The following is a 17,763-nucleotide window of genomic DNA, read 5'->3' as shown; positions in this document are numbered from 1 at the left end:
CTCCCCACAAAGGGGAGGGGCTAACCTGCCGGGCTCCCTTCATTCTCGCCGCAACGTCTCCTCCAAAGGGAAGCTTGCTGATGGCGTGAGGCGGTGCTCCGGGTTAAGTCCCTCCCCCTTGTGGGGAGGGGTTGGGGAGGGGTCTTAATTCTAAGTCTACTGATGTCCGCGTGTCTTCAGCCACGCCTCTGTCAGTTGCCGGAAGCGGCCGGCCATGTCGGCGATCGCTTCCTCGTCGTTCATTTCGCCTGAAAGCCAGGCGCGCGCCGGATCGGCAAAGATCGTCCGGCCGACGGCGAAACCCTTCACGGAGGGAGCTGCCAGCGTCGCCTCGAAGCAGGAGATCAGCTCGTTGGCGGGCGCCTCGAGCCCGAGCAGCACGATACCGCGGCACCATGGATCATTTTTGGCGATCACCGCATCGATTTTTTTCCAGGCTTCACGGGATGCCTGCGGCTCCAGCTTCCACCAGTCCGGCTTGATGCCGAGCGCATAGAGCTCCTCCAGCGCGGTCGCGATGGTATCGTCGGTGAGTGGCCCGTTCTTGCCGGCGATGATCTCCACCAGTAGTTCGCGGCCGACCTTGCGGGCGGCCTCGAACAGCGTGCGCAGTTTCTCTTGCTGCTCCGTCTTCAATTCGGCCGGATCATCGGGATGATAGAAGCATAGGCATTTGATGCAATGACCGAGGGGCCATTCGACGAGCTGCGAGCCGATATCCTGGCTGAATTCGAAGCGCAGCGGCTTCGAGCCCGGCAATTCCACCGGCCGCCCGATCCAGGAGAAATTCTTCGTCGCCGCATCGAAGAAAGCGTCGCGGCCGAAGCGTTCGTCGATCAGCATGCCGTAGCCGTCGCGGCCGTTCGAAACCCGCGCCGCTGCCGCTACCGCCAGCCGCTTGAAGGCGACAATCTTCTCATGGCCGACGCCGAGCTCATCGGCGACGCTGACGAGTTGCGAACGGTGGTCGATCGCCAGCGCCATCAAAAGCGGGATTTCGCCGCGCCGGGTCGATGCCCAGTGGATATGGTTGAGCGCCTCGTCCTTGCGCAGCGCCCGGTGTTTGCTGCCGGTCGTCAGGAAGAGGTCGAGTTCCGCCCAGGTCGGATATTCCGGCGAGCAGAGCAGGCGGGAGACGGCGAAGGCGCCGCAGGCATTGGCCCAGGTGGCGCAGGTCTTCAGCGGCTCGTCGCGCAGGAAACCGCGCAGGAAGCCGGACATAAAGGCATCGCCGGCGCCGAGCACGTTGAAGACTTCGATCGGGAAACCCTGGCCGATGATGCCGGCTTCGAGATCGTCGGCGATCGGCCCGTCATAGACGATGCAGCCCATGGCGCCGCGCTTCAAGACGATCGTCGCCGGTGACAGGCGGCGGATCTCCTTCAGCGCGCCGAGCACGTCGTCGGCGCCGGAAGCGATCAGGATTTCTTCTTCGGTGCCGACGATGAGATCGCAGTCGGGCAGCGTCTCCTTCATCTTCGAGGAGACCCGGTCGGATTTCACATAGCGCTCGAAGCCTTCCGCATGGCCGGCAAGGCCCCAGAGGTTCGGCCGGTAATCGATATCGAAGATCACCTTGCGGCCGTTCGCCTTGGCGATGCGGATAGCCTTGCGTTGCGCGGCTTCGGTATTCGGCCGTGAGAAATGTGTGCCGGAAACGAGAACGGCGCGCGACGATCTGATGAAATCCTCGTCGATATCGCCTTCATCGAGCGCCATGTCGGCGCAGTCCGACCGATAGAAGATCATCGGCGACACACCCTCGGCCTCGACCGCCAGCAGCACCAGCGCCGTCAGCCGCTCCTTGTCGGTGACGATGCCGTCTGTCGCGACACCTTCGCGCGCCGACTGCTCGCGGATGAAGCGTCCCATCTGCTCGTCGCCGACGCGAGTGATGAGGCCGGATTTGAGGCCGAGCCGCGCCGTGCCGATGGCGATATTGGCCGGGCAGCCACCGACGGACTTGGCGAAGGAGCCGATATCCTCCAGCCGCGAACCGATCTGCTGGCCGTAAAGATCGACCGAGGAACGGCCGATGGTGATCACATCAAGCGCCGGCTCCGGCTGTGAACCCGGATTCGATTGTACCATGATGTCCTCCCGCTAGATTTTGCGCGGCTTCCAGTGCCTGCGAATTTTCAATAATGAAACATCGGTTCCGATATTTTGTCAATTCGGAATGTTTATTCCATTTTGCCTTTTGCAGCTTTGGACTGCTGATCCTTGCGCCGCCGTTCGGCGATTGCAACCGGTAACGCCATGGTGAGCGCCATCGAGGCCGAAAGCGAGCGGAAGCCGGCGAAATCGGCCTCCGCCACCTCGAACCAGTGCGTGGCGCAGGCGGCAAGCGGCGAGAAGGCCGAATCGGTGATCGCAATGACGGGGACGCCGCGATCGGCAAGCTCCTGGCTCTGGCTGAGGCTGTCGGCTGCATAGGGCGAGAAGCTCGCCGCGATCGCTGCATCCTTCGGTGATGCGAACTGCACCATTTCAGGGTCGACGCCGTTCGGCGAGGCGACGATCTGGTGGCGGATATTGAGCTTGGAAAAAGCGTAGGTCATGTGCGCCGTCAAAGGGTAGGAGCGCCGTTTGGCGATAAGATAGATCGTCTCGGCGCTGGCAAGGATATTCACAGCTTTGGTGAAAGTATCGCTCTGTACCGTCGCCGCCAGCCGGTTGACCGACTGACTTGCCGCGGCAATGAAGCCGGAGAGCAGATTGGCGTCCTCATCGTCGCCGCTCGATTGCTCGAGCGTGACGAGGCGCTCTTCGTAGCTTAGCGTCCGGTCCCGCAATCTTTCGCGAAAGATGCTCTGCAGGTCGGAAAACCCTCCGTAACCCAGATGATGCGCCAGGCGCACCAGCGTCGACGGCTGGACATCGGAGGCGGCCGCGATGCTCGCCGTCGTTCCGAAGGCGATCTCGTCGGGATTGCCGAGCGCGAAGGCGGCGACCTGCGCCAGCCGCTTCGGCATGCTCGCCTTGCGCTCGATGATGGTGCTGCGCAGGCTTTCGAAATCGCGCGGCACGCGCGCGTGCCTCTGGGGATCGTTATCCATGCTTGTGGCTCACGAGATGAAACAAATATTCCATATTGTCGAACATAAACGATTTCAAACGACACCGCTAATTGTTTTTAATCCACTGTAATTGAAGGCTTTTGAACAGTCTCTTCGGGAAATATGCAGAAATGCCTGCGACTAGGTCCCTTGTCAAAATGATCCAAATATTCCAAAAATCCGCGCGCAGCTCTGGAGGAGACGGAAATGAAGCCACTCGGCATCGGTTTGATCGGCACCGGTTATATGGGCAAGTGCCATGCATTGGCGTGGAATGCGGTGAAGACGGTGTTCGGCGATGTCGAGCGTCCGCGTCTCGTGCATCTGGCCGAAGCCAATGCCGGGCTTGCCGAGGCTCGTGCCGGTGAATTCGGTTTCGAGAAGGCGACGGCCGACTGGCGGGCGCTGATTGCCGACCCCGAGGTCGACGTCGTCTCCGTCACCACGCCCAATCAGTTCCACGCCGAGATGGCGATTGCAGCCCTTGCGGCCGGCAAACATGTCTGGTGCGAAAAGCCGATGGCGCCGGCCTATGCCGATGCCGAGCGCATGCTGGAAACGGCAAAGAAATCAGGCAGGGTTGCCGCCCTTGGCTATAATTACATCCAGAATCCTGTCATGCGGCATATCAGGACGCTGATCGGCGAGGGCGCTATCGGCACGGTCAACCACATCCGCGTTGAGATGGATGAGGATTTCATGGCCGATCCCGATGTCTTCTTTTATTGGAAGAGCGAGCTTTCCGCCGGCTACGGCGCGCTCGACGATTTCGCCGTGCACCCGCTGTCGCTGCTCTGGTATCTCTTCGGCCATGTCGAGGCCGTCATAACGGATATGGTCAAACCCTATGCCGACCGCCCGCTGAGCGAGGGCGGTCGCCGTGCCGTCGAAAACCACGATGGCGCCAACGTGCTGATGCGGCTTGGCGGCGGCATCTCCGCCGTGTTGATGGCGAATCGCGCCGCCTGGGGTCGCAAGGGCCGGATTGCGCTGCAGATTTATGGCTCGACAGGCTCGATCGTCTACGACCAGGAGCGGATGAACGAATTCGAACTCTATCAGTGCGAGGGTCGTGGCTCCGAGCAGGGCTTCCGCAAGATACTGGCGGCACCCGCCCATCAGCCTTATGATCGGTTTATCCCGGCACCAGGCCACGGCCTCGGCTTCAACGATCTGAAGATCATCGAATGCCGTGAGCTGATCCGGGCAATATCAGGCGAGCCGTCGTCGATCGTGACATTCGAAGACGGTCTCAGGATAGAGAAGTCGGTGCATGCCATGGCACAGTCCTTCCACGAGCGCCGCTGGATCGAGATCGGCTGAATGTAAGAGGCCGCTTTCCGTTGACGGGGCGTGGGGTAGGGAATAGGCCTTGGCGTGGTTGTCGGGCGCAGCTTCAGGAGTGAGATCGTGACGGATAGACTGGTGATCATCGGCGCGGGACAGGCCGGTTTCGCATTGGCGGCCAAGCTGCGTGCGTTGAAGGATACGCGCCCGATCACCCTCATCGGCGCGGAAGACGTCGCCCCCTATCAGCGCCCGCCGCTCTCAAAGAAATACCTGCTCGGCGAAATGGCTTTCGACCGCCTGCTGTTCCGCGCCGAGCACTGGTATGCGGACAATGACGTCGACCTTCGCCTTTCGACCTGGGCCGAGCAGATCAAGCCGGACAGCAAGCAGGTTCTGCTGCAGGACGGCTCCGTTCTTGATTACGGCACGCTGGCGCTCGCCACCGGCTCGACGCCGCGCCGGCTGCCGGCCGCAATCGGCGGCGATCTCGAAGGCGTCTATGTCGCCCGCGACAAGCGCGATGCCGATCAGCTCGCTGACGAGATGCGCCCCGGTCGCCGCGTCCTCATCATCGGTGGCGGTTATATCGGTCTCGAGGCGGCGGCCGTTGCCCGCCATCGCGGCCTGGAAGTCACCGTCATCGAGATGGCCGACCGCATCCTGCAGCGCGTCGCGGCGAAGGAGACCGCCGACATCATGCGCGTGATCCACGAGGCCCATGACGTGGTGATCCGCGAGAAGACAGGGCTCAAGCATCTGATCGGCAAGGATGGCCGCGTCACCGGCTCCGCACTTTCCGACGGATCGGTCATCGACATCGATTTCGCCGTCGTCGGCATCGGTGTCGCCCCGAACGATCAGCTTGCCAAGGAAGCCGGCCTCGAAGTCGCCAACGGCATTGTCGTCGACGAATTCGCCCGCACCTCCGATCCGGCGATCTTTGCGGCTGGCGATTGCGCCGCACTTCCCTGGCAGGGCGGCCGCATCAGGCTCGAATCGGTGCAGAACGCCGTCGACCAGGCCGAAGCGGCGGCAGCCGTCATCGCCGGCGGCAGCGAGCCCTATGATCCGAAGCCGTGGTTCTGGTCCGACCAGTATGACGTCAAGCTGCAGATCGCCGGCTTCAATCTTGGTTATGACGAGACGCTGCTGCGCCCCGGCGCCCGCGAAGGCGCCCATTCGGTCTGGTACTTCAGGGAAGGCCGGCTGATCGCCGTCGATGCGATCAACGACGCGAAAGCCTATGTGACCGGCAAAAAACTGCTGGAATCCGGGACCAATCCCGATAAATCGATTCTCGCCGACCCCTCTGCTGACCTCAAGAGCCTGCTCAGCTGAGCTTGGCTTCTTCATCGAAGAGAACGAAGCGCGATCAAATTCCGCGGATTTTGCCAGGAAATGCGGTTTGTTTGCGCAACCGGCCGAATTGCAGTTCGCTGCATTTCTTCTGGTGAAAACTCAAAAAACCCTTGCATTCACAGACCGGTCACCATAGTTAGGCCGCACCGGAGAGGTGGCCGAGTGGTCGAAGGCGCTCCCCTGCTAAGGGAGTATACGTCAAAAGCGTATCGTGGGTTCGAATCCCATCTTCTCCGCCATCCCGATCTCTTAATCGCGCATCGATCGTTAGTTTCTGGCCGGGAATCATGTTCGCTTAGTTGGTTAGGCCGCGCGACGAAAAAATCTCTCTGCCTCAAGCGAGAGAATCGCCTGCGGGAATCACCTCCCGCGCTCCAGCCACCAGCAGGGGCGAAAGCGGATCGGTGCACGTCGGGTTACGCTTCCGGCAATCATGAATCCCCCGCAAGAGCCGCATTTTGTCGAAAAAGTGTCACGAATGTGTCGCAAAGCGCATGTCCAATCCTTTGCTGGTCTGACCTAAGCCTCCGCAAAATCAGGGTTTTCTTAACAAAGCATAAAGGAAATCGGGGCCGGTTGCCCGACTTGTGTCCTTTCAGCAACAGAATGTCGGGAAGGCTCCCTCAAATCACCCATCCGAGTAAGTTGGTGATTGCGTGACGGCTTCCGTCTTGTATTTTCAGCGTCGGAAGCAAGGGCGACTGATCGTCCACTTCTTGAAACACGGGGATGGGGCAGGGAACGCTGCTCAGCGAAAGATCCCAAACCCGATCGAAACTTTGAATTGGAGGTCATTTATGAACATCAAGAGCCTTCTTCTCGGCTCCGCTGCTGCTCTCGCAGTAGTTTCCGGTGCTCAGGCTGCTGACGCTATCGTTGCTGCCGAGCCGGAACCGGTTGAATATGTTCGCGTCTGCGACGCTTACGGCACCGGCTATTTCTACATCCCGGGCACCGAAACCTGCCTCAAGATCAACGGCTACGTCCGTTTCCAGGTCAACGTTGGCGAAGATGTCGGCGGCGATTCTGACTGGGATGCATTCACCCGCGGTCAGGTTCAGTTCACGGCAAAGAGCGACACCGAGTATGGTCCGCTGACCGGCGTCATCGTCATGCAGTTCAATGCTGACAATGCCACCGATCAGGCTGCTAAGCTCGACTCCGCTTACCTCGACATCGCCGGCTTCCGCGCTGGTCTGTTCTACAGCTGGTGGGACGATGGCCTCTCCGGCGAAACCGACGACATTGGCTCGCCGGTCACCCTGCATAACTCCATCCGTTATCAGTACGAAACCGACGCCTTCTACGCTGGCATCAGCGTCGATGAACTCGAAGATGGCTTCTACAAGACGGACGAAGAAGCCAACAACGTTGGTGTTGCAGTTGGTCTCGGCGGCAAGGCTGGTGCATTCAGCTACCAGATCACTGCCGGCTACGACGTCGACAACGAAGACGGTGCTGTCCGTGCAATGGGTACGGTTGACATCGGTCCTGGTACGCTCGGCCTCGCTGCCGTATACGCTACCGGCCCGAGCTCCTACTACACCAAGGCTGAATGGGCTATCGCTGCCGAATACGCGATCAAGGCAACCGACAAGCTCAAGATCACTCCTGGCGTCCAGTACTACAGCAACTACTACGTTGCTGGCGACGACTTCAGCGACGGCGATGCCTGGAAGGTTGGTCTGACGGTTGATTACCAGATCGTCGACAACTTCTACGCCAAGGCTTCGGTTCAGTACCTCGATCCGGAAGATGATGACGACACCACGGCTGGCTACTTCCGCCTGCAGCGTGCGTTCTAATCTGATCTGACTTCGGTCAATCAGGAAAGCCCGGCTCTCGAGCCGGGCTTTTTGTATTTGGACGAATGGCCCATTGTGTCAGTTGAGCAATTTCGCGAGGTTATCGGCAGGTGTCGAGAAAAACTCGAATTGTCGTGGGAATATTGCCAAGATGCAGGAGCGGGGCGTGTCCTTGACCTTCGGCGGTATGAAGGATCATCCCAGAATGCCGCCGCGCCATTTCGCCGGCGCTTTCCAGTGAAAGCAGCGACGTATTTTCGCCGCGGATCAGCATGAGCGGCAACCGGCTCAGGCCTTCGAATTGCCCCCAGAGATCAGGCAGCGGCTGGCTGAAATCGATCGATTTTAGTGCCTCCGCGATCGCCGGGTCGAAGTCGGCGACCGGCCGTCCGCCGATATCGCGATAAAGGGCAAGCGCCATCTCGCGCCAATCTTCCTCTGCAAGCGCGGTAAACGACGCGCCATGATTTTCCTTCAATATATCACCCGCCTCGTTCCAGTCCGCCGGCTTCCTGCCGCTGTTGAGGTAATCGCGGATCCGCGCCAGCCCCTCCGCCTCGAGCACGGGCCCGATATCGTTGAGGATGACGGCTTCGAGAAGATCCGGCCGTGTCGCCGCGATCAGATGCAGGATCAGCCCGCCCCGCGACGTGCCGACGAAGATCGCCCGCTCGATGCCGAGCGCTTCGCAGGCGGCAAGGACGTCGCCGGCCTCGATGGCGAGATTGTAGTTCGCCTTGTTCTCATCCCATGCCGAGTTTCCCCGTCCGCGCGAATCGAGCGCAATCACCCTGCGAGGCATTGTTGTGTCCCGGGAGAGAAGCAGCGCAAGCGGATGAAAATCCCGTGTATTGCGGGTCAGGCCGGGCAGGCAGATCACCGGCAGCCGTCCGGCGGTTACCGCCTGGTCTGGTTGGTAGTCGCGGGCATAAAGCCTCAACCCATCAGAAGACGTGAAAAATCGTTCCTGGAAACCGTCTGCATCCGTATCCGGCATCGCATCCCTCGAGACCTGTTTGATCCCGAAGATGTAGCTTGCTTTTCAAGCCGCGCCAAATGGCTTCAGGAGGCGCTTCGTCCGCCGATCAGGTCGCGCTCGATATCGGTGGGTTGGCCGAGACGGGCTTTATAAACCTCGTAATTCTCCATCACCCGCTGCACATAGTTGCGCGTTTCGGGGAAGGGGATGCGCTCGATCCAGTCGACGATCTCGTCGATCGGCCTGCCGCGCGGATCACCGTAGCGGCCGATCCATTCCGGCACCCGCTTCGGCCCGGCATTATAGGCAATGAAGGTGAGGATATAGGAGCCGCCGAAGGCGTCGATCTGCTCGCCGAGATAATGGGCACCGAGTGTCGCGTTATAGCCGGCATCGGCCGTTAGCTTGTCCTTGGAAAAGGCGATGTTGTGGCGCTTGGCCACTGCCTGGGCCGTTCCCGGCAGAAGCTGCAGCAGGCCGCGCGCGTTCGCCGCCGATACGGCGGCCGGGTTGAAGGCGCTTTCCTGCCGGGCGATGGCATAGGCAAGCGCCTTGCCGGAGCCCGTTATATTGGCGTTCGCCGGGATCACGCCGACCGGAAAGGCAAGCGCTGCGACATCGATGCCGCGTCCATAGGCGATCTTGCCGATCTGCAGCGAGAGATGATGATCGCCGGATTGCTCGGCCCGTGCCGCAAGGACAGCCAATTCGCCGGGGCTTTGCAGTTGATCGGCGAGCGCGAGATAGAGAATGGTGGCCCGCCATCCATGGCCGGCGGCCTCCAGCCGGGCGATCGCCTGCACGGCTTCGCGTGCCTGGAAGCGCTGCCGGTCGGCCGTGCTGGGTGCGGGATAGGTGACATTAAGCGTCTTTCGCCCCAGCCTTTCGGCCGCGAGCTGTCCATAGAAGGTGCCGGGAAAATTCGCGGCCTTCGCATAGAATTCGCTGGATTTGCCGGGGCCTCCGGCCTCCGCTGCTCGTCCCAGCCAATACCAGGCGCGTGAAACCGAGATCGGTCCGTTTGATGTCTGCAGGATCTTGCGGAAATGTCTTTCCGCCGTTGCCGGGTCCTGGAGGCCGCGAAGCGCGTACCATCCGGCATGGAATTCAGCCTCGACGATATCCGTCGGGCTCGTTGCGGCGTAGTTTGCGACGATGCGATAGGCAGGCTTGAACTGTCCCTGGTCGACGAGACCACGGCTGATGATGCGCTGCTCGTTCCACCATTCGCCGGAATTGACGAGTTCGCTGCGCTCGGGCGGCATCTGCTCCAGAAGCACAGCCGCTTCGGCATATTTGTCTTGCTTGCGCAGATATTCGATCCGCGCAAACAGCAGGCCGGCATCGCCGCGCCATTTCGCATCGACGGCGTTGAGCAAGGCGCCGGCATTGCCGGCTTTGGCGTCGACGGCAGCCCAGGCCGTGTAGAGCGACTGCACCTGGCCCATGTCTCCGAAGCGCTTGGCCTGCGCCACCCGGCCGCGATACATCAGATAGTCCATCCGCGCCTTATGGTCGGCAGGCGTCAACAGCGCGGAAAACTCGATGAGGATCTTGTCCTCGATCGCCTTGTCGAGAGCCTCTCCGCGCCAGACCTTGCGGATATATTTTGCCGCCTGCGCCTGCTTGCCTGACGCAACCAGCGCCCGGCCGAGGATGACGGCGCCCTGCGTCGTCTCGGGCGCGGTATCGCCGAAGGCGGCGAGCACGGCGGAAGGGGCGGGATTTTCGTCATAGATCGCGCGTTCGGAAAAGGCGCGCAGCCGCGAAAGTCCCGGCCAGCTCTTGAGCTCTTGCGCGGCGCTGGCGATTTCAAAGGAGGGAACACCCTTCAACCCGGAAACGGCGATCGCCCAGGTGAGGATATGGCGGTCGAGCGTCCCGTCGCGCATGCTGTCGCGGATCGAAAGTGCCAGCTGCGGGTCCTTGTCGGAAAGCGCGTCGAGGCCGGCTTTCAGGTCGCCGTTGACGGGCGCGATGGCCGGATTGCGCGGAATGGCGCCTGTCGTGATCGATTCCGGTATGGCTGTTTCGGGAATGAAGCCGAGCGGCTTGACGGCAGGCATGGCAGTGCTCTCGCCGGGAAGCGGCGACGCAACACTGCTCCACGCGGCGGCAATGAAGCCGAAGGCGGACAGAATCAGGACAGCTTTCTTCATCCGGGATCTCGCAACGAAAACACGCCCTGCCATTTGGCTAGAGGCATCTTAACGAAACCTTACCGTACCAGGTAAAATTCATTCACATCTGCTATCGGAATTTGCCCTAAACCGAACTCTGCGCGCTTGTCGCGATGATTTCGGCGCTCTATGGTGCGCAACTCATATTCATGGAATGCGGCCGAAGCAAGGATTTGGTCGTGAGGAGCTTTGCATGTTCAATGGGTCCATTCCCGCCCTCGTCACCCCCTTCACGGATGCCGGACTGATCGACGAAGACAGCTTCGCCGCTCATGTCGACTGGCAGATCAAGGAAGGCAGCGGTGGTCTCGTTCCGGTCGGCACGACCGGCGAATCCCCGACGCTGTCGCATGCCGAGCACAAACGGGTGGTGGAGCTCTGCATCGAGGTTGCCGCAAAACGCGTTCCCGTCATGGCCGGCGCAGGCTCGAACAATACGCGTGAAGCGATCGAGCTAGCCCTGCATGCCGAAAAGGTCGGTGCGAACGCCGTTCTGGTCGTCACCCCCTATTACAACAAGCCGACGCAGAAGGGTTTGATCGCGCATTTTTCGGCGATCGCCGAGGCCGTCGATCTGCCGATCTATATCTATAACATCCCCGGCCGCTCGGTGGTCGACATGACACCGGAAACGATGGGTGCGCTCGCCAAGGCGCATCGGAATATCGTCGGCGTCAAGGATGCGACGGGCAAGATCGAGCGCGTCTCCGAACAGCGCATCACCTGCGGCGCAGATTTCAGGCAGCTGTCCGGCGAGGATGCGACGGCGCTCGGCTTCAACGCCCATGGCGGTGTCGGCTGTATTTCGGTAACGGCCAATGTTGCCCCGCGCCTTTGCGCCGACTTCCAGGCGGCAACGCTGGCAGGCGACTATGCCCGCGCCCTGGAATATCAGGATCGGCTGATGCCGCTCCACAAGGCGATCTTCCTTGAGCCGGGTCTTTGCGGCGCCAAATACGGGCTCTCCAAACTTGGCCGGATGAGCCGCAACGTTCGTTCGCCGCTGCTTTCGACGCTGGAGCCGGCAACGGAATCGGCGATTGACGCCGCGATGCGCCATGCAGGCCTGTTGAACTGACGAGACCGGCCGTCTTCACAAGACGGGGTCTCTCCCTTACATAAAGGGCAAGGAATGAGGGTGCGGCTTTTCGCGCTCTAAAAAAGCAATTGGAATATCGTCATGGCCCCCAAAGGCAGCCAGCGCGTGGTGAACAAGATCGTGGCCGAAAACCGCAAGGCCCGCTTCAACTACGAGATCATCGATACTTACGAGGCGGGCATCGTGCTGATGGGCACGGAGGTCAAGTCGCTGCGCGAAGGCAAGGCCAATATCGCCGAATCCTACGCCTCGGATGAGGGCGGCGAGATCTGGCTGATCAACTCCTATCTGCCGGAATATCTGCAGGCCAACCGCTTCAATCACGAGCCGCGCCGGCGCCGCAAGCTGCTGCTGTCGGGCCGTGAAATCCATCGTCTGCGCTCTGCCATCAACCGCGAAGGCATGACGCTGATCCCGCTGAAGATCTATTTCAACGATCGCGGTCGGGCGAAGATGGAACTGGCGCTCGCCAAGGGTAAGAAATTGCACGACAAGCGCGAATCCGAGAAGGAGCGCGATTGGAACCGGCAGAAGAGCCGCCTGCTGAAGGCTCATGGCTGACCGCGCTGCCGTGGTTTATGATCACGTCCTGATTGTCGCGGCCACTCCGGTTCGGGATGGAGAGGTCAATCCTCGAGATCGCTGACCGGGGCAACTTCGGCCGGGCGTGGCGCCCGCTCGGAGGGATCACGACCGATTTCAGCCTTCAGAGACAAGAGATCGATGAAATGATCGGCCTGTCGGCGCAGGTCGTCGGCGATCATCGGCGGCTGGGTCGCCATGGTCGAGATCACCGAGACCTTGCGACCTCTGCGCTGCAACGCCTCGACCAGGTTCGTGAAATCACCGTCGCCCGAGAAGATGACGAGATGATCGACCGTTTCGGACTGCTCCATGGCGTCGATGGCAAGCTCGATGTCCATGTTGCCTTTGATCTTTCGGCGGCCCATGGAATCTGTGAATTCCTTGGCGGGCTTGGTGACGACTTTGTAGCCGTTGTAGTCGAGCCAGTCGATCAGCGGCCGGATCGATGAATATTCCTGATCTTCGATCAGAGCGGTATAATAATATGCGCGCAGCAGATATCCGCGTTTCTGGAATGCTTTCAAGAGCTTGCGGTAATCGATGTCAAAGCCGAGGCTCTTGGATGCAGCGTAGAGATTGGCGCCGTCAATGAAGAGTGCAATTTTTTCGCGTGGGTCAAACATCGCTTACCAATCCAATGAGAGCAATCGAAATCCGCATGGGACAAACTTAAATAAAAACAATAGCTTGTGTTTCGATTTCGATCCGGTCCTTACTTTATGAATTATTCATATATGAAAGATTTAGGGCACGATTCGACATATTCCAAGCAACCTTCGGTGGAATTATGACATTCTCCATGGGAATCTAGCTCAGCCGCGGATAAAGACGAGGGGAGCCGGAATGAAAAACTTGTATTTGCCCGGTTTTAATTGTATCGGGCGTGTTAATCCCGAAATGACGACCGTAAAGGACAGGCAATGGCCCGTGTCACAGTTGAAGATTGCATCGACAAGGTGGAGAACCGCTTCGAGCTGGTTCTGCTCGCCAGCCACCGCGCCCGGCTGATTTCCCAGGGTGCCTCGATCACCATCGATCGCGACAACGACAAGAATCCTGTGGTGGCCCTGCGCGAAATTGCCGATGAGACGCTTTCGCCCGATGACCTCAAGGAAGATCTGATCCATTCGCTGCAAAAGCATGTCGAAGTCGACGAACCCGAGCCCGATCCGGCAAGCATGATCGCCGCCGGCGGTGTCGCCGCAGCCGACAGCGAAGAGCAGGACGATGTGCCGGAGACGATCACTTTCGACCAGATGTCGGAAGAAGAGCTGCTTGCCGGCATCGAAGGCCTCGTGCCGCCGGAAAAGAGCGACGATTACTAAGCGCGCCGGCTGGATCTCTCGTCGCATCGGTCAGATGCGACCCTGAAAAAGCTGCATGCGATGCAAAAGAGCGACGATTACCAATCGTCAATCTTGCACCTTTATTGCTTAGGCATATTATTGCCCATGTGTGCGCCAATCGTTGATTGGCGCGCTTTTATTTTTATCGGAGTGGCTTTGGAATGATGCGGCAGTACGAGCTCGTGGAGCGGGTTCAGCAATACAAGCCCGATGCCAATGAAGCACTGCTGAACAAAGCCTATGTTTATGCCATGCAGAAGCATGGCCAGCAAAAGCGCGCGAGCGGCGATCCCTATATTTCCCATCCGCTCGAGGTCGCCGCCATTCTCACCGACATGCACCTCGATGAATCGACCATCGCGGTTGCCCTTCTGCACGATACGATCGAGGATACGACGGCGACACGCGCCGAGATCGACGAACTCTTCGGCGAGGATATCGGCCGCCTGGTCGAGGGTCTGACTAAGATCAAGAAGCTCGATCTCGTCACCAAGAAGGCCAAGCAGGCGGAAAACCTGCGCAAGCTGCTGCTGGCCATTTCCGACGATGTGCGCGTGCTGCTCGTCAAGCTTGCCGATCGCCTGCACAATATGCGCACCCTCGATCACATGTCGGCCGACAAGCGTGCCCGCATTTCCGAGGAGACGATGGAAATCTATGCGCCGCTCGCCGGCCGCATGGGCATGCAGGACATGCGCGAGGAACTCGAGGAGCTCTCCTTCCGGCATATGAACCCGGAAGCCTACGAGACCGTCACCAAAAGGCTGGAAGAGCTTTCGAAGCGCAACGAGGGCATCGTCAAGAAGATCGAGGCCGAGCTACGCGACCTTTTGGTCGCAAGCGGCCTGACGAGCGCCTACGTCAAGGGCCGGCAGAAGAAGCCTTATTCGGTCTTCCGTAAGATGCAGTCGAAGTCGCTTTCCTTCGAGCAGCTTTCCGATGTCTATGGCTTCCGCCTGATTGTCGAGGACATCCCCTCCTGTTACCGCGCGCTCGGCATCGTCCACACGCGCTGGCGCGTCGTGCCCGGCCGCTTCAAGGACTATATCTCGACGCCGAAGCAGAACGATTACCGTTCGCTGCACACCACCATCGTCGGCCCCTCCAGCCAGCGCATCGAACTGCAGATCCGCACCAAGCGCATGCACGAAATCGCCGAATTCGGCATCGCCGCCCACACGCTCTATAAGGACGGCGCCACCAATGCCGATGGCGACATCCTTTCTCGCGAATCCAATGCCTATTCCTGGCTGCGTCATACGATCGAGGCCTTGGCCGAGGGTGACAGCCCGGAAGAATTCCTCGAGCATACCAAGCTCGAACTCTTCCAGGACCAGGTCTTCTGCTTCACGCCGAAGGGCAAGCTGATTGCCCTGCCACGTGGCGCCACCCCGATCGATTTCGCCTATGCGGTGCACACCAATATCGGCGACACCACGGTGGGCGCCAAGATCAACGGCCGCATCATGCCGCTGGTGACGCGGCTTGCGAATGGCGACGAGGTCGAGATCATCCGCTCCGGCGTACAGGTTCCACCGGCCGCCTGGGAGGAGATCGTCGTGACCGGCAAGGCGCGAGCCGCCATCCGCCGCGCCACCCGCATGGCGATCCGCAAGCAATATGCTGGCCTCGGCCACCGCATTCTCGAGCGCACCTTCAATAGGGCCGGCAAGATCTTCTCGCGCGAGGCGATGAAGCCGGCGCTGCACCGTCTCGGCCAGAAGGATGTCGAGGATGCGATCGCCGCCGTCGGCCGCGGCGAAATGTCCTCGCTCGACGTGCTGCGCGCCGTCTATCCTGATCATCAGGACGAGCGCGTCACCGTGAAGCCCTCCGGCGATGACGGCTGGTTCAACGTCCGCAGCGCCGCCGGCATGATCTTCAAGATCCCCGGCAAGACCAAGGCAGGGCATGACGGCGGTCATTCGGAAATCGACGCCGATGCCGACATCGGGCCCATCCGCGGCCTGTCCGGCAATGTCGACGTCAAGTTCGCGCCGACCGGCGCCGTGCCCGGCGATCGCATCGTCGGCATCATGGACCAGGGCAACGGCATCACCATCTATCCGATCCAGTCGCCGAGCCTGCAGCGTTTCGACGATCAGCCCGACCGTTGGATCGACGTGCGCTGGGATCTCGACGAAGCCAACAAGTCGCGATTCATGGCGCGTATCATGGTGAATGGGCTGAATGAACCCGGCACGCTCGCCAAGGTCGCCCAGACGGTCGCAGGCCTCGACGTCAATATCCGCTTGCTGAACACGGTGCGGGTGGCGGCGGATTTCACCGAAATGATGCTCGAGGTTGAGGTCTGGGACCTGCGCCAGCTCAACCAGTTGCTCGCCCAGATGAAGGAACTGGATTGCATCGCCACGGTCCGGCGGCTCTACGAGTAAGCTTTTGTTAAGTCCCTCAGGGGTTTGAGCGAAAAATTGCACATTTTATGATCGTTTTAGGATCGGAATGGCGCATCAAAAAGGCGAGTAATGCAGTGAGCGCATGGCTGTCTCCATGTTGCGGTGGTGGTAATTAACCTCTGCCGGGCCTATCTTCTGGTCATCGAAACGTAAACAGAAGATGAGACAAGATAATGTTTGACCCTATCAAGAAATTCGCTCGTGCCTTTCGCGCTCCGACCACGCAGGAGCGTGAAATGGCATATTTGGATGGCTCGTTCGATCGTATCGACCTCGAGTTTCGTCAGCGCCAGGTCGACCGCGGTCTGTTCCGCAATCGCTAATACCAAACTTATACTTGAGACAAGTGAGGGACGTTATGCATAACGGACGCCCCTCGGCATGAAGAAGCTCCTCTTCACAGAGAGAAATGAGGGGTGGATTTTCGAGCGGTATCATTTGCCGCTCTTGTCATGGTGGTGTGCGCTGCACTAAATACCGGCCATGTTGTTTCGCCGTCGCAAACCTGCGGGATTCAAGGAAAAGATGCGGGAGCTTTTGTGGCCTCGCAAGGGTTTCCTTCGCCCGATCCGTTACCTGACAATGCGCGTCCTGCGCCTGAGCGCTTCGCCGCATGCGGTTGCCGCCGGCGTCGCTGCGGGTGTCTTCGTCTCGTGGACGCCTTTCATCGGCGTGCATTTCGTCATGGCTTTCGTCATCACCTATTTCCTCTCCGGTAGCATGGTGGCCGCCGCCCTCGGCTGCGCCGCCTTCGGCAATCCGCTGACCTATCCCTTTATCTGGGGGATCACCTGGGAGATCGGACATTTGCTGTTGAGCCGCAAGGATCAATTGGCCGGTCAGACGGTGGATCTCGCCGCCCTTTTCCACAAGCTGAATTTCACTGAATTATGGAAGCCGGTGCTGGAGCCGATGCTGGTCGGCGCCATCCCGCCGGCGATCGTCACTTCCGTTGCGCTCTATGCGTTGACGTTCTACACCGTCAGGGGTTTTCAGACGCGCCGGCATATACGGTTGATGGAGCGGGCGCGCCTGCGCCTTGCCGTTCCAGCCGGCAACATGCCGAGCATATGAACCCGATCAAGAATTCTTAAGCGACGGAAGGTTCCGGCATGATCATCGGCATTGGCAGCGATCTGATCGACATTCGCCGTGTCGAGAAATCCATCGAGCGCTTCGGCGAGCGTTTCACCCATCGCTGCTTCACCGAGATCGAGCGCGCGCGTTCCGATAAGCGGGCAAACCGTGCCGCATCCTATGCCAAGCGTTTCGCCGCCAAGGAGGCCTGTTCCAAGGCGCTCGGCACCGGCATAGCGCAGGGCGTCTTTTGGAAGGACATGGGCGTCGTCAACCTGCCGAGCGGCAAGCCGACCATGGTTTTATCGGGCGGCGCCGCCCTGATCCTCGAATCGCTGCTGCCCGCGGGCCACAGGCCCGCCATTCATTTGACAATAACCGATGATTATCCCTTGGCGCAGGCCTTCGTCATTATCGAAGCGTTGCCCGAGAGCCTCTGATCGCGACCTCGGGCGCTGTTGATCGTGACCTCGGGAGCTGTTGATCGCGACCTCTCGTCGCTTTTGATGTTGTCGCCATTGCCGCAACCGGCCGAAGCCGCTAGAGAGAACGACAGAAAGAATTGCG

15 protein-coding genes and 1 tRNA gene are annotated in these 17,763 nt (G+C 60.0%); 11 read left to right on the top strand and 5 right to left on the bottom strand.

All coding sequences use genetic code 11. From position 1 onward, the window contains the following. Positions 1-156: 156 nt before the first annotated feature. Entirely contained in the window at positions 157-2,091 is a 1,935-nt protein-coding gene (iolC, locus tag HX898_RS28255) for a 5-dehydro-2-deoxygluconokinase (RefSeq protein ID WP_180196394.1), read from the bottom strand. 92 nt (positions 2,092-2,183) lie between these two features. Beyond that, entirely contained in the window at positions 2,184-3,059 is an 876-nt protein-coding gene (locus HX898_RS28250) for a MurR/RpiR family transcriptional regulator (protein ID WP_029871480.1), read from the bottom strand. Positions 3,060-3,266: 207 nt separating this feature from the next. On the opposite strand from HX898_RS28250, the gene HX898_RS28245 reads away from it, so the two are divergent. From HX898_RS28245 to HX898_RS28230, 4 genes are all read left to right on the top strand, one after another. Then, positions 3,267-4,382, top strand: coding sequence for a Gfo/Idh/MocA family oxidoreductase (locus HX898_RS28245; protein ID WP_180196393.1), 1,116 nt, complete (start codon positions 3,267-3,269; stop codon positions 4,380-4,382). Between the two features lie 87 nt (positions 4,383-4,469). Beyond that, positions 4,470-5,687: an FAD-dependent oxidoreductase gene (locus HX898_RS28240; RefSeq protein ID WP_180196392.1), complete on the top strand. Its 1,218-nt coding sequence runs from the start codon at positions 4,470-4,472 to the stop codon at positions 5,685-5,687. Between the two features lie 169 nt (positions 5,688-5,856). Further along, a tRNA-Ser gene (locus HX898_RS28235) sits at positions 5,857-5,947 on the top strand. A gap of 558 nt (positions 5,948-6,505) precedes the next feature. After that, entirely contained in the window at positions 6,506-7,513 is a 1,008-nt protein-coding gene (locus HX898_RS28230) for a porin (protein ID WP_138328411.1), read from the top strand. Positions 7,514-7,613: 100 nt separating this feature from the next. Here HX898_RS28230 and HX898_RS28225 read toward each other — a convergent pair whose 3' ends face one another. Further along, positions 7,614-8,510, bottom strand: coding sequence for an alpha/beta hydrolase (locus HX898_RS28225; protein WP_180196391.1), 897 nt, complete (start codon positions 8,508-8,510; stop codon positions 7,614-7,616). 65 nt (positions 8,511-8,575) lie between these two features. Beyond that, positions 8,576-10,651 (bottom strand): lytic transglycosylase domain-containing protein, encoded by a 2,076-nt coding sequence (locus tag HX898_RS28220; protein WP_138387661.1) that lies wholly within the window; start codon positions 10,649-10,651, stop codon positions 8,576-8,578. Between the two features lie 214 nt (positions 10,652-10,865). On the opposite strand from HX898_RS28220, the gene dapA reads away from it, so the two are divergent. Together dapA and smpB are read left to right on the top strand one after the other, a co-directional pair. Continuing rightward, positions 10,866-11,750 (top strand): 4-hydroxy-tetrahydrodipicolinate synthase, encoded by an 885-nt coding sequence (gene dapA / locus HX898_RS28215; protein WP_138387660.1) that lies wholly within the window; start codon positions 10,866-10,868, stop codon positions 11,748-11,750. A 102-nt stretch (positions 11,751-11,852) separates the two neighbouring features. Then, on the top strand, positions 11,853-12,332 hold the full coding sequence (gene smpB / locus HX898_RS28210; protein WP_003558077.1) for an SsrA-binding protein SmpB: 480 nt from the start codon (positions 11,853-11,855) through the stop codon (positions 12,330-12,332). Between the two features lie 65 nt (positions 12,333-12,397). Here the strand turns inward: smpB and HX898_RS28205 are convergent, their stop codons facing one another. Beyond that, a complete protein-coding gene (locus tag HX898_RS28205) occupies positions 12,398-12,979 on the bottom strand; it encodes an NYN domain-containing protein (RefSeq protein ID WP_003558079.1) in 582 nt (193 codons plus the stop codon). Positions 12,980-13,276: 297 nt separating this feature from the next. On the opposite strand from HX898_RS28205, the gene rpoZ reads away from it, so the two are divergent. The 5 genes from rpoZ (at position 13,277) to acpS (ending at position 17,636) form a co-directional block, all read left to right on the top strand. Further along, the gene (rpoZ, locus tag HX898_RS28200) at positions 13,277-13,681 is read left to right on the top strand and encodes a DNA-directed RNA polymerase subunit omega (RefSeq protein WP_003558080.1); all 405 of its coding nucleotides are present in this window, start codon (positions 13,277-13,279) and stop codon (positions 13,679-13,681) included. A 182-nt stretch (positions 13,682-13,863) separates the two neighbouring features. Then, positions 13,864-16,098 carry a bifunctional (p)ppGpp synthetase/guanosine-3',5'-bis(diphosphate) 3'-pyrophosphohydrolase gene (locus HX898_RS28195; protein ID WP_029871473.1) on the top strand — a complete coding sequence of 745 codons (2,235 nt, stop codon included), beginning with the start codon at positions 13,864-13,866 and terminating at the stop codon, positions 16,096-16,098. 194 nt (positions 16,099-16,292) lie between these two features. Beyond that, positions 16,293-16,442 (top strand): DUF3563 family protein, encoded by a 150-nt coding sequence (locus HX898_RS28190; RefSeq protein WP_012756785.1) that lies wholly within the window; start codon positions 16,293-16,295, stop codon positions 16,440-16,442. 160 nt (positions 16,443-16,602) lie between these two features. Continuing rightward, positions 16,603-17,193, top strand: coding sequence for a DUF2062 domain-containing protein (locus tag HX898_RS28185; RefSeq protein WP_138328407.1), 591 nt, complete (start codon positions 16,603-16,605; stop codon positions 17,191-17,193). Positions 17,194-17,231: 38 nt separating this feature from the next. Continuing rightward, positions 17,232-17,636 carry a holo-ACP synthase gene (gene acpS, locus HX898_RS28180; protein ID WP_138328406.1) on the top strand — a complete coding sequence of 135 codons (405 nt, stop codon included), beginning with the start codon at positions 17,232-17,234 and terminating at the stop codon, positions 17,634-17,636. Positions 17,637-17,763: the final 127 nt, after the last annotated feature.

It is taken from the genome of Rhizobium sp. WYCCWR 11128 (assembly GCF_013416305.1).
Classification (GTDB): Bacteria; Pseudomonadota; Alphaproteobacteria; order Rhizobiales; family Rhizobiaceae; genus Rhizobium; species Rhizobium indicum.
This window is presented reverse-complemented; position numbering and strand designations above follow the sequence as displayed.

Bases quoted from the DNA above. Each gene is read 5' to 3' on its own strand.
- iolC (WP_180196394.1), bottom strand. From the start codon at position 2,091: ATGGTACAATCGAATCCGGGTTCACAGCCGGAGCCGGCGCTTGATGTG.
- HX898_RS28250 (WP_029871480.1), bottom strand. From the start codon at position 3,059: ATGGATAACGATCCCCAGAGGCACGCGCGCGTGCCGCGCGATTTCGAA.
- HX898_RS28245 (WP_180196393.1), top strand. From the start codon at position 3,267: ATGAAGCCACTCGGCATCGGTTTGATCGGCACCGGTTATATGGGCAAG.
- HX898_RS28230 (WP_138328411.1), top strand. From the start codon at position 6,506: ATGAACATCAAGAGCCTTCTTCTCGGCTCCGCTGCTGCTCTCGCAGTA.
- HX898_RS28225 (WP_180196391.1), bottom strand. From the start codon at position 8,510: ATGCCGGATACGGATGCAGACGGTTTCCAGGAACGATTTTTCACGTCT.
- HX898_RS28220 (WP_138387661.1), bottom strand. From the start codon at position 10,651: ATGAAGAAAGCTGTCCTGATTCTGTCCGCCTTCGGCTTCATTGCCGCC.
- dapA (WP_138387660.1), top strand. From the start codon at position 10,866: ATGTTCAATGGGTCCATTCCCGCCCTCGTCACCCCCTTCACGGATGCC.
- smpB (WP_003558077.1), top strand. From the start codon at position 11,853: ATGGCCCCCAAAGGCAGCCAGCGCGTGGTGAACAAGATCGTGGCCGAA.
- HX898_RS28205 (WP_003558079.1), bottom strand. From the start codon at position 12,979: ATGTTTGACCCACGCGAAAAAATTGCACTCTTCATTGACGGCGCCAAT.
- rpoZ (WP_003558080.1), top strand. From the start codon at position 13,277: ATGGCCCGTGTCACAGTTGAAGATTGCATCGACAAGGTGGAGAACCGC.
- HX898_RS28195 (WP_029871473.1), top strand. From the start codon at position 13,864: ATGATGCGGCAGTACGAGCTCGTGGAGCGGGTTCAGCAATACAAGCCC.
- HX898_RS28190 (WP_012756785.1), top strand. From the start codon at position 16,293: ATGTTTGACCCTATCAAGAAATTCGCTCGTGCCTTTCGCGCTCCGACC.
- HX898_RS28185 (WP_138328407.1), top strand. From the start codon at position 16,603: ATGTTGTTTCGCCGTCGCAAACCTGCGGGATTCAAGGAAAAGATGCGG.
- acpS (WP_138328406.1), top strand. From the start codon at position 17,232: ATGATCATCGGCATTGGCAGCGATCTGATCGACATTCGCCGTGTCGAG.